General features: G+C 50.2%; 18 protein-coding genes. 7 read left to right on the top strand and 11 right to left on the bottom strand.

Annotated elements, in window-relative coordinates; all coding sequences use genetic code 11:
* Position 1: 1 nt before the first annotated feature.
* From glyA to rpiA, 3 genes are all read right to left on the bottom strand, one after another.
* Positions 2-1,285: a serine hydroxymethyltransferase gene (glyA, locus tag IT781_RS13510; protein WP_194970691.1), complete on the bottom strand. Its 1,284-nt coding sequence runs from the start codon at positions 1,283-1,285 to the stop codon at positions 2-4.
* Between the two features lie 119 nt (positions 1,286-1,404).
* The gene (locus tag IT781_RS13505; protein ID WP_194970690.1) at positions 1,405-1,899 is read right to left on the bottom strand and encodes a peroxiredoxin; all 495 of its coding nucleotides are present in this window, start codon (positions 1,897-1,899) and stop codon (positions 1,405-1,407) included.
* Positions 1,900-1,963: 64 nt separating this feature from the next.
* Complete coding sequence (gene rpiA / locus IT781_RS13500; protein ID WP_194970689.1) at positions 1,964-2,650, bottom strand: ribose-5-phosphate isomerase RpiA; 687 nt, start codon at positions 2,648-2,650, stop codon at positions 1,964-1,966.
* A gap of 348 nt (positions 2,651-2,998) precedes the next feature.
* On the opposite strand from rpiA, the gene IT781_RS13495 reads away from it, so the two are divergent.
* A complete protein-coding gene (locus IT781_RS13495; protein ID WP_194970716.1) occupies positions 2,999-3,205 on the top strand; it encodes a cold-shock protein in 207 nt (68 codons plus the stop codon).
* An 85-nt stretch (positions 3,206-3,290) separates the two neighbouring features.
* Here IT781_RS13495 and IT781_RS13490 read toward each other — a convergent pair whose 3' ends face one another.
* From IT781_RS13490 to IT781_RS13465, 6 genes are all read right to left on the bottom strand, one after another.
* Positions 3,291-6,614 carry an ATP-binding protein gene (locus tag IT781_RS13490; RefSeq protein ID WP_194970688.1) on the bottom strand — a complete coding sequence of 1,108 codons (3,324 nt, stop codon included), beginning with the start codon at positions 6,612-6,614 and terminating at the stop codon, positions 3,291-3,293.
* A 671-nt stretch (positions 6,615-7,285) separates the two neighbouring features.
* The gene (locus tag IT781_RS13485; RefSeq protein ID WP_194970687.1) at positions 7,286-7,783 is read right to left on the bottom strand and encodes a TPM domain-containing protein; all 498 of its coding nucleotides are present in this window, start codon (positions 7,781-7,783) and stop codon (positions 7,286-7,288) included.
* A gap of 7 nt (positions 7,784-7,790) precedes the next feature.
* Positions 7,791-8,678, bottom strand: a complete 888-nt coding sequence (locus IT781_RS13480; protein WP_194970686.1) for a YgcG family protein — start codon at positions 8,676-8,678, stop codon at positions 7,791-7,793.
* 9 nt (positions 8,679-8,687) lie between these two features.
* Entirely contained in the window at positions 8,688-9,317 is a 630-nt protein-coding gene (locus IT781_RS13475; protein ID WP_194970685.1) for a LemA family protein, read from the bottom strand.
* 93 nt (positions 9,318-9,410) lie between these two features.
* Entirely contained in the window at positions 9,411-9,728 is a 318-nt protein-coding gene (locus IT781_RS13470) for a DUF1840 domain-containing protein (RefSeq protein ID WP_194970684.1), read from the bottom strand.
* 43 nt (positions 9,729-9,771) lie between these two features.
* Complete coding sequence (locus tag IT781_RS13465) at positions 9,772-9,984, bottom strand: hypothetical protein (protein WP_194970683.1); 213 nt, start codon at positions 9,982-9,984, stop codon at positions 9,772-9,774.
* A gap of 98 nt (positions 9,985-10,082) precedes the next feature.
* Here IT781_RS13465 and IT781_RS13460 point away from each other — a divergent pair, with 98 nt between their 5' ends.
* Positions 10,083-10,457 (top strand): hypothetical protein, encoded by a 375-nt coding sequence (locus tag IT781_RS13460; RefSeq protein ID WP_194970715.1) that lies wholly within the window; start codon positions 10,083-10,085, stop codon positions 10,455-10,457.
* An 8-nt stretch (positions 10,458-10,465) separates the two neighbouring features.
* Here IT781_RS13460 and IT781_RS13455 read toward each other — a convergent pair whose 3' ends face one another.
* Positions 10,466-10,930, bottom strand: coding sequence for a CreA family protein (locus IT781_RS13455; RefSeq protein ID WP_194970682.1), 465 nt, complete (start codon positions 10,928-10,930; stop codon positions 10,466-10,468).
* Positions 10,931-11,365: 435 nt separating this feature from the next.
* Here IT781_RS13455 and IT781_RS13450 point away from each other — a divergent pair, with 435 nt between their 5' ends.
* Together IT781_RS13450 and IT781_RS13445 are read left to right on the top strand one after the other, a co-directional pair.
* Complete coding sequence (locus tag IT781_RS13450) at positions 11,366-11,686, top strand: hypothetical protein (protein ID WP_194970681.1); 321 nt, start codon at positions 11,366-11,368, stop codon at positions 11,684-11,686.
* A 474-nt stretch (positions 11,687-12,160) separates the two neighbouring features.
* The gene (locus IT781_RS13445) at positions 12,161-12,607 is read left to right on the top strand and encodes a PA2169 family four-helix-bundle protein (protein WP_194970680.1); all 447 of its coding nucleotides are present in this window, start codon (positions 12,161-12,163) and stop codon (positions 12,605-12,607) included.
* A gap of 534 nt (positions 12,608-13,141) precedes the next feature.
* On the opposite strand, the gene IT781_RS13440 is transcribed toward IT781_RS13445, so the two are convergent.
* Positions 13,142-13,396, bottom strand: a complete 255-nt coding sequence (locus tag IT781_RS13440; protein WP_194970679.1) for a DUF504 domain-containing protein — start codon at positions 13,394-13,396, stop codon at positions 13,142-13,144.
* A 270-nt stretch (positions 13,397-13,666) separates the two neighbouring features.
* On the opposite strand from IT781_RS13440, the gene gdhA reads away from it, so the two are divergent.
* From gdhA to IT781_RS13425, 3 genes are all read left to right on the top strand, one after another.
* Positions 13,667-15,010 (top strand): NADP-specific glutamate dehydrogenase, encoded by a 1,344-nt coding sequence (gdhA, locus tag IT781_RS13435; RefSeq protein WP_194970678.1) that lies wholly within the window; start codon positions 13,667-13,669, stop codon positions 15,008-15,010.
* A 290-nt stretch (positions 15,011-15,300) separates the two neighbouring features.
* On the top strand, positions 15,301-16,875 hold the full coding sequence (locus tag IT781_RS13430; RefSeq protein ID WP_194970677.1) for a hypothetical protein: 1,575 nt from the start codon (positions 15,301-15,303) through the stop codon (positions 16,873-16,875).
* A gap of 151 nt (positions 16,876-17,026) precedes the next feature.
* Positions 17,027-17,767 (top strand): glycerophosphodiester phosphodiesterase family protein, encoded by a 741-nt coding sequence (locus IT781_RS13425; protein WP_194970676.1) that lies wholly within the window; start codon positions 17,027-17,029, stop codon positions 17,765-17,767.
* The last annotated feature ends 1,338 nt before the right edge of the window (positions 17,768-19,105 follow it).

Raw genomic sequence — 19,105 nt, 5'->3', positions numbered from 1 at the left:
GTTAAATTTCAGAATAGATCGGGAATGCCCGGCACAAGGCAGAAACCTGCTCGCGGACATGGGCTTCCACAGCCGCATTACCAGCATTGTTGGCCAGCCCATCCAATACCTCGGCGATCCAGCCGGCGATTTGTGCAAACTCGGCGGTGCCGAAACCGCGTGTCGTGCCGGCGTTGGCCGACAGGCGGATGCCCGAGGCAATCTCGGCCGGCAGCGGATCGAATGGAATCAGGTTTTTGTTGCAGGTCAGCCCTGCTCTTTCCAGCGCAACCACGGCACAGGCACCGTCAAGTCCTTTGGCAGTCAAATCGACCAGCATGAGCCCGGTATCGGTCTGCCCGGACACGATGCGATATCCGGCCTTCGCCAGACTTTCCGCCAAGGCTTTGGCATTGGCCAGCACCTGAGCATTATAGGCCTTGAATTCAGGCTGCAGCGCTTCGCCCAGGCATACGGCCTTGCCGGCAATCGCATGCAGCAGCAACGAGCCCTGTACGCCGGGAAAGACCGAAGCCGCTATTTTTTTGGCGATAGTCTCGTCATTGGTCAGGATGATGCCGCCGCGCGCGCCGCGCAAGCTCTTGTAGGTGGTCGTCGTCACGACGTGGGCATACGGAAACGGATCAGGATAATAACCGGTCGCGACCAGACCGGCGAAATGCGCCATATCGACCAGCAGATAAGCCCCGACCTCATCGGCAATTGCCCTTAACCGGGGAAAATCGATAATCCGGCTGTAAGCCGAACCGCCGGCAATGATCAGTTTGGGTCTGTACGCCTGTGCGAGCCGTCGCACTTCCGCATAATCGATGCATTCATCCTCGCGGCTCACGCCGTAACTGACGATGCGGTAACGCCGCCCTGTCTGGGTCGCCGGATGACCGTGGCTGATATGGCCGCCCGCCGCCACATCCATGGACAAAATCGTATCGCTGTAGCCGAGCAGAGCCAGGAAAGTCGCCTGATTGGCGTTGCTGCCCGAATGGGGCTGCACGTTGGCGTAGCGGCAGTTGAACAGGCGGCAGGCCCGGTCGATCGCCAGCTGTTCTACGCGGTCGGCGAATTCGGCGCCGCCGTAGTAGCGCCCGCCGGGATAGCCTTCGACGGTCTTGTTGGTCAGGATGGAGCCCTGCGCCTGCAATACGGCGCGGCTGACGAAATTCTCCGAGGCGATCAATTCGATCTGGTCGTGCTGTCGGTTTAGTTCGCCGGCAATGGCCTGCCATATTTCGGGATCGGATTCGCGTAGTCCTGCTGAAAAAAAGTCCTGTTTGGGTTTGGTCATTGCTGGAACGGAATAGCGATTAAAAATGTGGAAGTATTTGAGATAAGGAAAGATAACCACGAAGGGCACAGATGTTTTTCGACTTTTATCTCTGTGCCCTCAGTGGTTGATAAAGGGTATCAGCCGGCAGTTTCTCCGCTTTCGGTTTTAGGAACTAACTGCTTCACCTTCTCCAATACTTCCTGCGCATGACCTTCGGAATTGACGTTGTACAGGGCCTCTTCCACCTTGCCGTCCTGATTGATGATGAAAGTCGAGCGCACGATTTTCATTTTCTTTTCGCCTTCCTTTTCGACTTCCTGCCAGACGCCGTACTTGTTGCACAATTCGCCCGAGGTATCGGCCAGCAACGGCACATTCAGGTTATATTTGTCTATAAAAGCTCTATGGCACTCGCAGGTGTCTTTGCTGACGCCTATCACGACGGTATTCAGATCGGCAAAATCCTGGGCCAACGAGGTAAAGTCATTGGCTTCTATCGTGCAGCCGGGCGTATCGTCTTTCGGGTAAAAATACAGCACGACATTCTTGCCGTAGTAATCCGATAAATACACTAATTTATTATTCTGGTTAATCGCTCTGAAAAAAGGCGCCTCTTGGTCTCTCTCTATCATTAGTCCTCCTTAATCTCTATAAAAATCTACATTGAAAAATCGCATTCCAAAGCCCACTTTACCGCTAACACCGCGTAGGCCAATATTCCTGTATTTCTCCCTCCGCGGCAATAAAAACGGCACTGGCCAGCCCGCGAAAGATACCGTGCTCGACGACGCCCGGCGTATCGTTCAAGGCGATGTCGAGTTCCTGAGCATCAAAATTCGAATCGAAAACCATATCGAGCACCAGACTGCCGTAGGAAGTTATGGCCAGTCCGTCTTTGGCCGCATTCTGGCGCAGATTGCCGTGTCCGCCCAATGACTCGAGCCGCTTCTTGACCAATTGCCAAGCGAACGGCATGACCTCGACCGGTATAGGGAAATGTTCGCCGATGCGGCCCACCTGCTTGCTTCGGTCGACCAGCACGATAAACATATCGCTGGCCCTGGCCAGCAGCTTTTCCCGGACCAAGTCGTATCCGCGGCCTTTCAGCAGAGTCATATCCGGGGTCACCTCATCGGCGCCATCGACGTAAAGATCGAGCCGGGTCAGGTGCTCCAGCGCCACCAATGGCAGCCCGAGTTCCTGAGCCCTGATCGTACTGACGACGGAACTGGCCGCCGCAGTCACCTGCAAGCCTTCCTCAGCGCGGCGGCGCGCAAGCTCATCAATAAAATAATTGGCAGTCGAGCCTGTGCCAAGACCGACGATCATGCCATCCTTAACCTGCTGGGCCGCATGCCGCGCGACTAATTCTTTATCGTTCATGCTGTGCTCCTGGGCTGACTCAAGCCGTCTGAAATAAATAGTACATCCGCCGGCCGGGAGATGACCACTGGTATTTTCAAAAAATTACAATTCTGAAAAACCCTCGATTGACATTCCGACGCTCGAGATAAAAACCTGCCACTTTCAAAATTAAAGTTTGACACCGCTGAAATAACGCCTAGAATGGGCGTCAGCTAGAAAATATGATTTACCCTTTGTTTTCCATTTCGATGTTTCTTCTTTAGTTTCTCGTCCTGTACTTCATTTGTAATTTCCAAATTTACCAGCTGTTTCTGGCCTGATTTAAGGCTTTAATTCAATATATCTATAGGACTTATTATGTCTACAATGACTACCGGCATCGTTAAATGGTTTAACTCAGAGAAAGGTTTCGGCTTTATCGAACAGAAATCCGGCCCTGATGTTTTCGTACATTTCAGAAATATCCTGAGCGCAGGCGGTTTCAGATCGCTTGACGAAGGACAAAAAGTACAGTTTAGCGTCTCACAAGGTCAAAAAGGCCCGCAAGCTGAAGACGTAACTGTAATCGGCTAAAGCACACTTCAACGGACGGCGACACAAGCAATTGTGTCGCCGTCCGCATTTAGTTGACAACCCAACCCATCCGTTAGTCCGCATATTAGGGCTGTAGCTCCGGTACAGAACTGCTGGAGACTGTCGTCAAAACTTCGCTGATAGCATCGAAATCCACCGGTTTAAGAAAGTGGTAGTCAAAACCGGCCATTCGTGAATGCTTCCGATCCTCATCCTGTCCATAACCGGTCACGGCAACCAACTTCGCATGCCTCATCTCTGGCATTTCGCGCAACCGCCGGGCAACCTCATAACCATCTATGTCGGGCAGGCCAATATCGAGGATGACGACTTTAGGTTGGAAGTCGACAGCGTATGTCAACGCATCAGTGCCGCATGCTACGGTCGCCACCTCATGCCCTGACAAGCGAAGCAGGACGGCAAGGCTTTCAGCGCTATCGATATTATCATCGACAACCAGAATCCGAAGTTGCGGGATTTCTTCGGGAGAACCGGCAGGAGTCGAATCGCCAGTCAAAGCATCGGCCACATGCCCGGCCGGCAGGAGCGGAAGCCGCACTGTAAATTCACTGCCCAAATCAAGCCCTGCGCTGGCCGCCGTGACAGAACCGCCATGCAGTTCGGCCAGGCGCTGCACCAGGTTCAATCCCAGCCCCAAACCGCCTTGGGAGTGCGCAAGTGAGCGATCTGCCTGCGTGAAAATATCGAACACATGCGGCAACAGTTCCGATGCAATACCGATGCCGGTATCCTGAACCCGGATCAGCGCCCAATTAGCCTCTGCCACGACACTCAGCTTGATATCGCCGCCCTCCTGCATGTATTTAGCCGCATTATTCAGCAGATTCATCAGGATCTGCTCTAACCGCATGGCATCGCCTTCCAGCCATTGCGGTTCCGCCGGCAGGGAGAGAGCGAGGCGGTGCCCTTTGGACTCAATGAGCGGCCGGCAGCTTTCAATAGCGCAGGCAACGACATCGCTCAGATTGATGCGCTGGTTTTTCAGGATGATTTTACCCTGCATGATGCGGGCCGTATCGAGCAAATCATCCAGAAGCCTGGCCATGTGTTGCACCTGCCGGTCAATGACATCATATCCCCAATCGGCTGTAGGGTTAGCATGATCGATTTTCCTCAGCACCTGCACGGCGTTGCGGATAGGCGCCAGCGGATTGCGCAGCTCGTGAGCGAGCATGGCAAGAAACTCATCCTTGCGGCGATGATTTTCCTGCAATGCTTCGGCGGCACGCTTGCGATCGGTTACGTCGAAAAAGATGACTCCGATTCGGCCCGGCTCGGTCCGGAAAGCACTGATTTCAAAGCAGCTTCCCAAGGAATTAGCCCACATTTCAAAGTGGGTATGCTCACCGGTCAAAGCCACTTTATCAAAAACCTGATGCCATGTCGGCCTTGTGTCCGGGAACAGCTCTCGAACCGTACGGCCAACGATATCGCCGGCGTTCAAGCCTGTCTGATGCTCGAACGCCGGATTGACTTCCAGGACACGCAGATCGCAAGGATTACCCGATTCATCGTAAATAATTTCATCGAACATGAGCCCTTCGGTCATTGTCTCGAAAAGCGTGCGGTACTGCTTCTCACTGCGTTGCAGCGCCTTTTCGGCCTGTTTATGCTCCTTACGCAATCTGAGCGCCGTGATGCCAAAGCTGAGATCATCCGCCAGCTCGGCCAGCAATTTAATTTCATCTTCCGAAAAGAGTTCCGGCTCCATGGAATAGATGGTAATGGCGCCGACGACCGCATTATGAGCAAACAACGGAAAGGCGAGCGCTGAGGCATATCCCTTCGTAAGAAAAAAATCGAGTTGATAGCCGGCATCGGCAAACAAGGGAAAGGTAAGCGACGAAGCGTATCCCATTTTTATCGCCTCTTCACGCCATAGTTTGAAGCTGGGATCGGCCTGCAGATTGCGAAAGATACTGGGCTCTCCAGTGCGTATGCACGTGCCCGTGGGACCTCGCCCTCGCTCATTATCCATCCAGGTGATATTCAGGCTTTCCAGATAATCTTTCTCGAAACCGGCATGGGCGACAGGCCGGACAGTCTTGTTTTCATCGTGTTCCGCATAGCCTATCCACACCATTGTGTGTTCGCAGTCTTCGGCAATAATGCGGCATATCTCATTCAAGTACGCCATTTCATCGGTGGCGCGCATCATCACTTGACTGCTGCGTGTAATCACGCTGAGTGTGCGGTTAAGCTTTTGAAGCTCGGCTTCTTTACTCTTGCGTTCAGCGACAAATCGGGCTTCGGTCTCGGCCACGGCAACTCGCGCCAGCGTGTGATGCATGCTCTCGGTAATCCATGAGAGCATGACGCCAGTGACGGCAAAGACCGCAATGCCTAACCAATCGCCTGGCTCTTCAATGGAAAATTGCCATTCCTGCCCAATCCAGAAATAATCCGCCAGAAGAGCCGACAGCACGACAGCCAATAAACCGGCCCGCATGCCGCCATAGGATGCAGCGGCTATCACAGCCGGATAGAACGTCACAAAGGCGACGCGCATCTCCAGCTCTTGCAGGAACACCAGGCGCACGATGGCGGCGGCAACGGCTATCGCGACGGTAATGCCATAATGATAAAGACTATTGTTTGCCGGACGCTCCAGCCGGATCTCATGCTTACCCGACTCGCGTATCAACATGAAAGCCGCAGCCAGCATATAGACGCCGCCGAGAAATTGCGCGCCGCGTCCTGCCCAGCCTAACAGGCTGCCATGGACGGACTGGATCATAACGCCGAATAGCCCGACTGCAAGCAGCAGCAACGCCAGGGAATACCAATTTATAAAACAGGACGCGCGCGAATGGTTCATCGCGCGCAGCAGGATAGCCGTAAAAACAAACATGGCAATGGCCGAACCCAATACCAATTGCCGCACCGGCGTTCCGCCCTGGCCCTGTATGAAAAAAACCGGAGTCCAGCTGGAGAGCACCATCCAGACAACCAACGCCACAGTGACAAAGGCTATCGCAAAACTCATCGCGAGCCAGAAGTACGATGTGCCCAGGGCAAATCTCCATCTCAATGAAAAGGCCGCGCCCGCCAAATGGCATAAGGCCGATATCCAGGCACAGATATTATGAATGGTTACCAGGGCGTTCTGATCGATATGCTCGTAGCCATCTCTTATCAGTGTGGCTATGCCAGCCAGAAACCCGGCAGCCCCCCAGAATAAAGCACCACAACCCAACAGCAACAGCCCCGGCATGCCATTGGTCATGAAACTGCGGCCAATCAGGTAAACAATGAGCAGTGATACCAGCGTCGAAAGACAGAAAGACAGACCAATCTGGAGATAAGGCAATTCATACGCTATTCCCGAATCCACCGCCCATAATAGAGATATCGCAACAAGCAAGAGGGGAATCGGCAACCATGCCATTCGGTTCCACAAAGACCTTTCGTGCTTTAAATAAATTGACTCAGGCACCGTATTATCCAAGGACCTGTTTCGGCCCATCGCTTAATGGCTCAGAATTTGAAAGAAATCTTTTTATTTATCAGCTGATGTTACACAAAGGCAGTTTCATCCCGTTTGCCGCGCCGAGCGCCGCAGTTTTCCTCGTTCCCACGCAGGAGCGTGGGGACGCATACCGAGCTTGGATACGACGTACTACTCTCAAAGCTCGGTATCGGTTCCCACGGAGGACCGTGGGAACCAGGGAACAGTAGGCGCTTTAGGCGACGCAGGAGCAGTTGCCGAGGCCTCGCAAAGAAAAGAGCTCGCCCTCGGGTGCGACAAATCGGCAGGTCGGCCGATTTGCACGACCTAGCCGCCTGTCAAGGCAGAAAACAGGGAGGTTTTTCGTGAAACCCGATTAACACAACCGTCGCGTTAGCGGCACTTTATTAGATCGATCTAACTTCAACTAATTCGTAACATCAGTTATCAGGATTAAACTCTATACTGTTTTGCTTAGTATGAGCAAGGCTTTTAATCTTCACACCAGTGCTTCAGGCAGTAAGCCGAGGATCTGGTATAAAGCGTCCGCGGCAAATGAAACGGCGTGAGTCCTGGCATTACTGCCAGCCTGATTATATATCTTCAGTTTTTTACATCTGAACCGGTTGATCGGGCAGCTCATTGATCTGAACACCCTGCTCCGGATAATGCCTGGCCAGATGTTCGCTGACAGCCCTGATACCGCTGATGACGCCTGCCTCAAACTGCCGCTGCCTGAATGCCGTCTCCATATCTTGGCAGATTGTTTCCCATCCCTGCTTGCCTACACGACTGTCTATATCCCGATCCGCAACAATTTCAACATCATGGTCTGCAAATAACAGATAAATCAGCACGCCGTTGTTCCGGGCCGTATCCCAGACCCGCAATTGAGAAAAGACATCAATGGCCCGATCACGCGCAGTCTGGTCTCTTAATAATGCTCCCCACTCAAGCGAAGCCTCTACAGCGAAACGAACCTGCCCTTGATGACCGGCCTCCGTTTGACGGATCGCGGTTTCGATAGCCTGCATGGAACGGGACGGAAAAGCACGCCGAACCGTCCGGCGGTCTGTCCACAGATGCCTGATGATGCGCTTAAGATTCATAAACTTTTTAGTTCCTTTCCGTCATAGTCGGTACGGCCAAAGCAATTCGCCAATGGCCTGATGCGCCGCCACCGCCGAAGCCGCCACCGCCGCCACTGAATCCGCCGCCGCGGCCGCCGAAGCCTCCCCCATAACCTCCGCCGCCTGGCCAAATACCGCCGCTGCGCATGCCGCCCAGCGAAAACAGAAAGGCGAACAACCCCGCGATCAATGCGACCATAAAAGAACCTGCGATGAGCCAGAACAAAATCCCTACCAGACCGCCGACGATAGAAGATCCCAGCAATCGGCCGAAAATCATACGAAACAGGCCGGCACCGATTAAAACCACCAGAAACACGATCGGCAGAAAATCTTCGAAACCGGACCAGGACACGTCTTTTCTGACCGGCGGCGGCAAAGGTTCGCCGTCGATCAGGCGGATCAAGCGGTTCACGCCGGCTTCGATGCCGCCGAAGTAATCATTCTGCTTAAAATAAGGGATGATGATCTCGCTCATCACGCGCTTGGCCACGGCATCGGGAATGACGCCCTCCAGTCCATAGCCGACTTCAATACGCAACGTCCGGTCTTCCTTCGCGACCAGCAACAGCACGCCGTCATCGACGCCTTCCCTGCCCAGCTTCCACGTTTCCGCCACACGCATGGCGTATTGCTCAATGGTCTCTGGCTGTGTTGTCGGCATGATCAGTACGGCAATCTGGCTACCCTTGCGTGCCTCGAACTCTGTCAGCACCTGTTCAAGCTTGCTTTGTTGGGCCGGAGATAATGTGCCGGTCAGATCCGTGACCCGAGCCTGCAGAGCAGGAACGGGCACATCGGCTACAGCCAATCCTACTGCCAGCAGAATGAGCGCTACGGCAATTGAACGCACCGCCAGAGTCAGCGCTTTCATGCCCTATGTTCAGCGGCCGGTTTCTGGAGAGGGCATTCCAGGAGGCGGCGCGTTGAAGTCGACCTTGGGCGGCGTGGTTATCGTTTGCTCATCTTCCACCGCGAACGAAGGCTTGGTTTTGTATCCGAACATCATCGCCGTCAGATTGGTCGGAAAAGAACGCACGGTTACATTGTATTCCTGTACCGCTTTAATATAGCGATTGCGCGCGACGGCAATGCGGTTCTCCGTGCCTTCCAGTTGCGCCTGCAAATCCCGGAACAGGCTGTCGGCTTTCAATTGCGGATAGTTTTCGGCCACCGCCAGCAGGCGGGTCAATGCGGAAGACAGTTCGCCCTGAGCATCCTGAAACCTGGCGAAGGCCTGCTCGTCGTTGAGCAAATCGGGAGTCGCCTGGATTGAGCCGACCCGGGCTCTGGATTCCGTGACGCGGGTCAGCACCTCTTTTTCATGGCCGGCATAGCCTTTTACCACATTAACGAGATTCGGCACCAAGTCAGCTCTGCGCTTGTACTGGTTCAGCACTTCACCCCAGCTTGCCTTGATTTGCTCGTCCGTGGCCTGAAGCGTATTGTAGCCGCAGCCGGTTAAAGACAGACTCATCAGCATGAGCCCTACCAAAAATACACTTTTGCGCATGGCATTCTCCTTAATTTAAGTTTTTCTGCTTGTGCTACAGTACGACTTGTCTTTCAGTTCATTGTAACATGAAAGCTCATCTGCTTCTGGCTGCTACATTTTTTCCCACATCACATAATTGTTATTCCGTGCCGCAGCGGCGAACAGTTCAATTAAAGGCAAAGCCCTATGCTTAAGGCTGACAATCGGCTCCTTCGATTCATCTTCCCGGATAGTTTCAGGCAATTCGGCGGGCACCGGCGTAAACGCTTCAACGGCGTTTTTCAAACGCTCAAGTGCCGCTGGAACCTCCTCAGCCGGAATGGCACTAGGCACTGTACCGCTGTGCCCCATCATTTTCAGCAACCGCTGGGCTATATCGCCAAACAGAACGATATCCGCATGCGATTTAGTCATAAATTTTACCAGCATAGACAGCTCCTGCTTGAGCGAGACATAGCCCGTTGAGTTTGTATCAATTTTTATCAGCAGGACTTACGCAGTTTGCCTGTTCAACCGTTGAAACAAGCGGCTTTAAAATCTGTGGGGAGACGACTTCGCCTAGAGCGCCTACTGCTGGCAGTCGCCCATTCAGATGCAAGGCGACTGAAGTCGCCCCCACAGGCTTGCGCAAGCCCTGATCAATATATTCTTCTTCTTTTAACATATTCAGTACGCTAGCCAACATAAAAATCATCTCTTTTATGTTATTTGTTATTAGTTCTGCGTTGGAATTTCATTAGAAAACCCGTTACCAACTGAGTTAACTTGATTTGGAGGTTGATCATGGCCGACAGTGCTTCACATATAGAAAATAAATCGAAAAATGATGAAAAACTGAAAACGTTAAAAACGATAACCGCTGTTGTTTACTTGTGTCAGGTATTGGCATTTGCATTGGCAGGCTTGCCTTTCATAGTAGGCGCCTTTATTAATCTGGCGAAACGGAAAGACGCCCAGGGAACATGGCTGGAGTCCCATTTCAACTGGCAAATAAAAACCTTCTGGATCGCTTTAGCACTGTTTGCAATCAGCAGGCTCATGATGTTTATGGGCGGCAGCCTTATACTGATTGTAGCTTTACTGTGGCTGGGCTATCGCATTGCCGTGGGCTGGTATGCATTACATGACAATAAGCCCATTGATGAAAGAACGCTGTAGCCGTGCCGTCACTGGCTGCCCCAAGGCTTAATGGGCACGGTGGAGATGCTGCTGGCGGGGGCACCTTCAATCAGCTTGCGGCTAATGGCGAGATAGATCAGCGTATTGCGCTTAGCGTCAAACAGACGAGAGACACGCGTTTCTTTGAAAAGCAGCGAGGTGTTTTCGCTGAAGGCGGTTTCCTCTTCCGGCAGCTTGCCATTGATCACTATCGGCCCAACCTGCTGACAGGAAATCGAAAACTGCGACGGATCCTCGGCAACGCCAAACGTGCCTTTGAGGCCGCCGGTCTTGGCCTGACTGATATGGCAAGTGACGCCCTGCACTTTGGGATCATCAAAAGCTTGCACGCACACTTTATGGTTGGCGCCGATCAGTTTCCAGGCCGTCATTACACAACCAACTTCCTCAGAGTATGCGGCGGGCATCCAAAAACTGAAAAGCAAGGCACAGTACGCAAATTTCTGTTTCATGTTAACTCCTTCGGTTGGCTTATCGATATTCCGATTGTAACAGCGGGATTTCATTGCGGGTAGCATTAAAAGCAGCCGGAAAAAACTGAACTGCGGAAATAAAATTTCATGGAGACTAACCCACCTATCCGGATGCGGCTCGCCGATCATTTTTCGTCTCAAAAATGTTAGGTCTGTAACATAAATTTTAATAAGCACATGCTAGAGTACGTTAAAGAACAGGAATTAAGCAAATCTTAAGAGTATGGCGAAGTTGGATGCGCCATAGCTAAAATGGACATGATCAGATCCAAACATAGATATATCAATGATCGACGGCGCTTTCGGCATCCACTGGAGCCTCAGTTACGGCGATCCCTTCAAGAATTTGCCAAGTGTTTTTGGACATAGTTAGAAAGCACTATAGCAAATAAGCACCATCCTGATAGGTTGAGGATGGATTATATTAATAATACTAAAGTAGAAATTATTGTTATGAAAAACGAATTAATGAAAGTACTGGCAGCGGGTGTCCTTTTAACTGTATCCGGTTTGGCATCTGCCGAGCCTGTAGCTTTGACCGATGCTCAGATGGACAATGTTTCAGCTGGCGGTGTCTTATGTTTAGATTTGGATTCGCTAGTGGGCAGCACTCTTACCGTGGTAGACGGCGTCCTTGGATCAGTAGTCGGAACGGTTGATGCCTTGTTGCCGAATGTAGATCTGCGATTAGGCGCGTCTGCCACTGTCGGCACAGCTGTATCGCTCTCTTTATAATGTAGACCATTCCGTTTAGACTAAGATGTGACGGAACGCCCCGTGCTTAAAGAAAGGCATGGGGCGTTTTTATTTTGTTCGGTTGAAAGATATTTTCCTAACATTATTTGCGTGCTGTACGATAGGATGAGGTATCAGGAACTCCCCCACTCCCGTCAGCAAACAATTATAGAATTCGCATTGAGAATGAAATTTCCATAATGCCTTGAAAGAATTGGAAATAACCCAACTTTTTACTAGCCAGTGGAAACTGCGCCGCTCAACCGTTCTTTACGTTTGGAATGATCGATCACAAAATTTCATTGCCTTGCCTCAGATAACATGGGGGCTCCGGTGTTGCGCTCTTCGCTGTCAGCTTAGCTTGCATGAACTTTCCAAACGACTACTAAGTCTAATTATCTGTTATCGATGGATATTCTCAACCTGAAACACGGTAACGCTCCCTATCGAGAAATATTTCTGAGGAGTATCGCCATGACTAACGAAGAAACAATTTCCGTCCTCAACGATCTGATCGAAGTATCCAAGGACGGCGAACGGGAATTCCAGGATTGCGCTGAGGACGTCACTGATCCTGAGCTCTTGAATTTTTTCACTGAAAAGTCGCAACAGTGCGCCAAAGGCGCCGAGATGCTACAGGACCAAGTACGCCGCCTAGGAGGCGAACCGGAAACCGAAGGCAGTTTTTCGGGTGCCGCTCATCGAATGTGGGTAAACCTGAAAACGGCAATAACCGGTGCCGATAAAGCCTCGATACTGAAAGAATGCGAACGCGGTGAACAATATGCCGTGGAAGCGTACGAAAAAGCCTTGCAGGAAGATCTGCCTGCTGATGTTCGCCAGATAGTTGAAATGCAGCATCATGCGGTCGTAGCCAATAGGGAACGTGTGCATAGTATGTTGCAAGGCCAGATGCGATGAGCCTTGATCAATAGCTTTTTCATGTCTCTAATAGCCAGGCGTTTCGCCTGAAACGCCTGCTTTCAGCGGTCGCCATTGCCGCCACCCTCATAATCGGTCCAGGCCGAGATGCTGGGCGATAGCAAGCGCTTCCTGATGCTCCGCCATGCTGACGGGGAGGAATAGTTCCGGAATCTCGCCAGCCCGGTAGCATGGCCGCCAGCTCCTCGGCAATCACTTCGCAACCCGCTCCTTTCTGGCTGATATCCCAGTTCTGGCAGAACTCGCACGCAGATTGCAGCCGCTAAAAAAAACCGTTCCTGAGCCGTTCAGCCGCGCAACACGTCTTCTTCGCCATGATGAGGGCCGTAACTGTAAACAACGGCGCGTGCAAAGGCCGCAATCCTGCAAATGCCGACGAACAATACGAGCGCAATGTTCCCAGTCCACTGCTCTCAAAAGGTCCAGTGACCAGCTTGAAAGATATCATGAACTTTTCTAGTTGGCTTCGTGCCTGGGCTTATCAAAATGAAACACTTCTAATCATACATGGCATCAATGAGTCCTCTGCCAAATCAGTTCGCCGTTTCGGTACACTGCCTTGATACGATGCAGCGGGACGGTATGGGCCATGCCTTCGCCGTCATTCCATTCAAAAACATTGTGGCTGTCTTTGGGAAACTTGATGTCGGCAAGCGCCTTCAACATAAGGTTACACTCTATGCGGTCGTAATAGCCGATCAGAAAGTCCGCACGGCCGAACTCTTCGTCCCAGCGTATGCGGTTGAGCAGATCTTGAATAGGCATCATGATTGAAAAATTAATGCTTTCTTTATGTCAGTCTTTGACTGGCATCCGGCCGTTTTGTGCCCGGCCTCGACAAGAAATCTGCACTGCCGGTCAACAGCGAAATTCACCATGAATTAGCCATGCCGGCCTCCTTAAATTTCTACTGTTTTCTCTTAACACTTTAGTCTCTGAAAACGAATAGTGTAGAATCGATATAGTATAGAATCGATATTTTTTATACATAATAAAGAGGCATTTTTTTAAGCCCATTAAACCGAGGCAATGAAATCAATGAAATACAAAAGCTGTGAAGAATTTCTGGCCCATGTGGCCCTCCAGAACCCAGGCCAGCCTGAATTCCTGCAAGCCGTAACGGAAGTAATGGAGAGCCTGTGGCCCTACATTTCACGCTTCCCCAAATACGCCGAGCATGGATTGCTGGACCGCCTGGTCGAACCCGAGCGCATCGTCATGTTCCGTGTCGCCTGGGTTGATGACCATGGGGCCGTACAAGTCAATCGCGGCTATCGCATTCAGCACAGCATGGCTATTGGGCCCTACAAAGGGGGGTTGCGTTTCCACCCTTCGGTCAACCTGTCGATTTTGAAATTCCTGGCTTTCGAGCAAACTTTCAAAAACGCGCTGACCACGCTGCCTATGGGCGGCGGCAAAGGCGGTTCCGACTTCGATCCTAAAGGCAAAAGCCCCGGTGAAGTCATGAGGTTCTGCCAGGCGTTCGTAACTGAACTGTTCCGCCACGTCGGCGCTGATACCGATGTGCCTGCAGGCGACATCGGCGTAGGCGGACGCGAAGTCGGATTTATGGCTGGCATGGTGAAAAAACTGACCAACCGGGCTGACTGCGTACTCACCGGCAAGGGGCTGAGCTTTGGCGGCTCCTTGATCCGTCCTGAAGCAACCGGCTACGGCACTGTGTATTTTGCTCAGGAGATGCTCAAGCGGAAAGGACTCTCTTTTGAAGGACTGCGCGTCAGCGTATCGGGTTCCGGCAACGTAGCCCAATACGCTGTGGAAAAAGCGATGGAACTGGGAGCCAAGGTCGTCACTGTGTCTGACTCCAGCGGCACTATTGTGGACAACGATGGTTTCACCCCTGAAAAGCTGGCCGAGCTGATGGAAGTTAAAAATCATCTCTATGGCCGTGTCAGCGATTACGCCAGACGCACGGGCAGCGAATTCCACGAGGGCATCAAGCCTTGGAGTGTGCCCGTTGATGTGGCGCTGCCCTGCGCGACTCAAAACGAACTGGATGCACTGGACGCTGCTACACTGGTCAAAAACGGCGTTAAATGCGTGGCGGAAGGCGCGAATATGCCCACTACCATCGAAGCGATTAAAATGTTTGAAGCCAACAACGTGCTCTACGCTCCAGGCAAGGCAAGCAACGCCGGCGGTGTAGCCACTTCCGGTCTGGAGATGAGCCAGAACGCCATGCGTCTGTCGTGGACCCGCGAAGAAGTCGACCATCGCCTGCTGGAAATCATGCAGGGCATCCATCAGGCCTGCGTTCAATACGGCGAGCGCGAAGATGGCAGCTTCAGCTATGTAGATGGTGCCAACGTAGCCGGCTTTGTGAAAGTGGCCGATGCCATGTTGGCACAAGGCGTCCTGTAAGGTTCAAGCGAGCCAAGCTTTGCGCCATGGCCGTGACGGCAATCTGCCGTTGCGGCCAAGCCATTGAAGCAAGCATCCGACAAGCTATGTTTAACGTCAGGCAAGTTGGCGGATGCTTGCACTCAACCGTACTGAAATTAAAAATGCTCTGCTCAAAATCACAGCGACGACTTTGCCGCATTTTTTCTTTTAATATTCATTAAGATCAAGCTGGCATTTGTTTTCCGTACAAGGTATCTTTTACGGTTATCATCTGCTTATTTTAATTATCTTGATCAAGGATCATTCCTATGCAAGCTATGCAAGCCTATTTACCCATTATTCAGGACCTGCTTTTCCAATGGTACCAATTCACCCTTGGCAATGCAGCATACGCCGCGGCTTTGGCGGCATCTGTCTGGTTGCTGACGGCCCTGTTTTATAGCATCCGCATTGCCTTTATAAACAGAAGAAATCGTGCCAAAGCAAAGGAAGCCCAAAATAGCATTGATGCCGCCCAGCAGCAGGCGCAAAAACTGCAAGAGGAACTAAACGCCAACACCGCACGCATGGAAGAATCGGAGACCGTTGCCAATAAGGCAACTCAACGGGCATTGGATCTCGAAAAACGCATTACCGAACACAATGTGAAGTTAGCCGATGGCCTTCGGACCTTAACGATCAGTTTTAATCTGGACAGGCCAGCCTCAGCTACCGAAGGTGAGCTTGAGATGGAAGGCTTATTGCAACAATACAGCGCCGTCATTGCGCAATTAACCGAACGTTTGCGTGCCGAGCAACAAACCAAAACCGAGCTGCAACAGGCTTATCAGACAGAAACAGCCAAACTGACCGAAAAAGAAACGCTGCTGGAAACGTTGCAAGCCCAAGTGGATGCACAAACCCAACAGCTCGCCGGACTGAGAGAACAAAATGCCTCGCTGCAACAGCAAATCTCAGACAGCGCACAGAACCAGCAGGCCAATCTTGCGCGCCTTGCTGAGTTAGAGCGACTGGCAGTCGAATGGGCACATGCGAAAACACAGCAATTACAGCTGGAAGAAAAAATATTTGCGCAAAACGTCCTGATTGCACAACTGCAAAAAGACAAATCAATTGAACCGCCTGTTGTTGAAGAACAGCAATCTGCTCCGGTTGAATTTAAAGAGTCTTTGGCCGAAGCGCCTGCCGAACCCGTCGAGATCGAACAACTGTCCTTGGCGCCCTCTGAAAATCACATCAATGATGTAAACGGCAAAATCAAACACATATTTGGCGGCGCCAAGCAAACAACAGCAAAACTGGACGAGAGAACCGACAGCGAGCCTGCTGCAATCGATAAAGCAACTGAAGAGCTCCAGCCAGTTTTCGTTGAAAGCAATATAGAAGCTGTCCAGACAGAAACCGTTCAGGCCGAGCCTGCCCGACAGACACCACAGCCTCTGGAAGATAAAACGGCGCCCAAACTGACCGGCAAATTCAAGCATATGTTTGGAAACGCTATGCAGCAGATAGCCAAACTGGATGAAAAATTGACCGGCGAGACAGCTCCGGCCAATAAATCCGCCGAGGAGCCCCAGCCTGTCCTGATGGAAGATGTCAGAAGCGATATTCAATCTGAATCTCCAAGCAGGGAACATCAGTCATCCGATGCCGTTAAAGCAAGAGCCGACAGTGTAAGCGGAAAAGTCAAAAACCTGTTCGGAACTCTGAAATCCGCCACAGAGGCGCCACAGCCTGCTCAGACAAAACAAGCTGAACCGGAAACGCTGGCCGAGTTGGCCGCAAGGCAGCAGAACAATCAGGCTAACGGCACTGGCGGGGAAAACAAGAAAATCCCAACGCAATTAAAAAGCCTTTTTAGTAAATTCCAGCCCCGCGCCTAAATTTTAAGCCGCCCAAATCTGCTTCATGCAGATTTGTCTCTAGCTTATAACGTTGTCAAAATGGACAGGAAGCCATTTTGACAACGCACGCTAGCCGTGCAACGGACTAATGAGCCTCTATCCCATCGTACATTAAAAAAGGGGAAAGCCCATGCAGTTGCCTATCATCGTTAAACGCCCGTTCAGAATCATTGCTCACCGTGGCGCATCTGCCTATACGCCCGAAAACACATGGCCCGCTTTTAAATTGGCCATGGAGATGGGCGTTAAAGACGTCGAGCTTGACGTTCAACTGTCATCAGATGGTGAAGTGGTGATATGCCATGACTTGTCGTTGGAGCGCTATGGCCACTCAGGCCATGTCGAAGCCATGAGCTGGCCGGAGCTGTCGCAGCTGGATATGGGATCATGGTTCTCGCCCTATTTGTTTCATGGCGAAAAACTATTACGGCTCCAGGACCTGTTTAAGAAATACAGTTCCGAAATTACCTATCATATAGAGTTAAAAGGAAAATCCGGCAAACTGCCCGATCAGGTTTACCGTATTATCGAGGAATTTAATTTAAGCAACCGCGTCATCATTATAAGTTTTTCATACGAACACCTGAAACAAATCAGAGCTATTGCTCCCTGTTTACGGTTAGGCTGGTTGGTTCAGCAAATAGATGATGAGGCGCTTTCAAAAGCCAGAGCACTTGAATTATTTCAAATCTGTCCTCGCGCGGACCTGCTTAAGGAAACAGCTGTCCATCTTGCCCATTCAGTTGTGCCCGAGATCAGAACCTGGGGCCTAAACGGGAGGCGTAAGAAAGTCCTGGCACTGATACAAAAGACCATCGATGCGGGTTGCGATGGCGCTACAGTTAATTGGCCGGACTGGATTTCGTATTGAGTCAAGCCGGATATTTACAAAAAACTGCCGACCATAAATGCTTGAACCAGCGTCCGACATTTTTCACTTTCGGCTGCCAATTTTTACCGGATTAAAAGCAAATAATTGATGAGGAGAATGACATATCAATTAATTGTTTATAGTCAATTTTGACGCGACTCGCTGGTAAATATTCAGTGCTTTTTCACATATAAATTGCAAGACGGCAATAATGCCGGCATGCCAGACTGAAAGTCCAAACAGAACAATGAATAGTTAGAGGGAGTGACGCAGAAAACTAACATTCAGAATAAGCCGCAAATACAAAACAGACTGATCGAAACCAAAAAATAAATGAATCCTCTGCCAAAGCAGCGTTCGGCCATCCCGTTTGACCGGCATGATTGATGACATGTTAATCTTTAAGCTAGCGAAGATACAAACCACTTCATCCTATCTGACTATATTGTCGTTTTTCATTACTAGTGGTCCAAAGTGGCCGTTCCACTCATTATCAAACAGCAAGCGACCGCAATTATTTGGCTATTTCTCCTGATTATTCTCATAAATGGAAAAAGCAGAGTAATTTGCTTTTTATATGCGTCTTTAGGATTAAGACTTTGCAGCACAAATGGTTAGCCTCTATTTCATCCATAACTTCCTATATTTCTTCATCATAATCCTGATTTTCACAAAAAAACTTATAGATTTCTTGCAATGTTTTTTAGTTAATTCCTGATATTGTCGTTTTTCATTGTAAAAATGGAAATAGAGATTAATCTGTATTTCAGTTTGCGCAGCTTTTCACACGCTTTCAGGTATATATTTTCAAGCTTTAAGCCACGCCAAATTTATTGATCCTTGTCAGTCAATAATTACATGGTTATACGTCATTAATTGTATTTTAATCAGACTGTCCTAAACTTGTTATAAATTTATAGTTCTTTCTACTTTTACAACTTTCTGAACTACATTTTGAAAACAAAGTCGCCTGTACTTATCAGGTAGGAAATGGATCAATTTAAACTTTGCACAAACCATGCTAAATAATCAATTTTTTCACGCAAATTAGCCAATACTTTGATAATATTAATAAAAAAGCTTTTATTAGCAAAAATTAAATCATTAAATTTTCATTCTGTGAACTCAATCACATTTCCACAATAAATTTTATTACTATTCCGCACAATAATTCACTCTTAATATTAAATAAATGAAATAAGTAATATAACGTATATGCAATTTAGCATCATTTCCCTAAAATTTTTACCATTGTTTGGAATCTTAAAAACTTCTAAAAACTAAAAAAATGATAGAACATTCATGGCTTAGCACTAAGGAAGCGGCACAACTACTCGA

Source organism: Methylobacter sp. BlB1 (assembly GCF_015476545.1).
Classification (GTDB): Bacteria; Pseudomonadota; Gammaproteobacteria; order Methylococcales; family Methylomonadaceae; genus Methylobacter.
The sequence above is the reverse complement of the archived record's forward strand: the minus strand, read 5'-3'. Positions and strand labels throughout refer to the sequence as shown.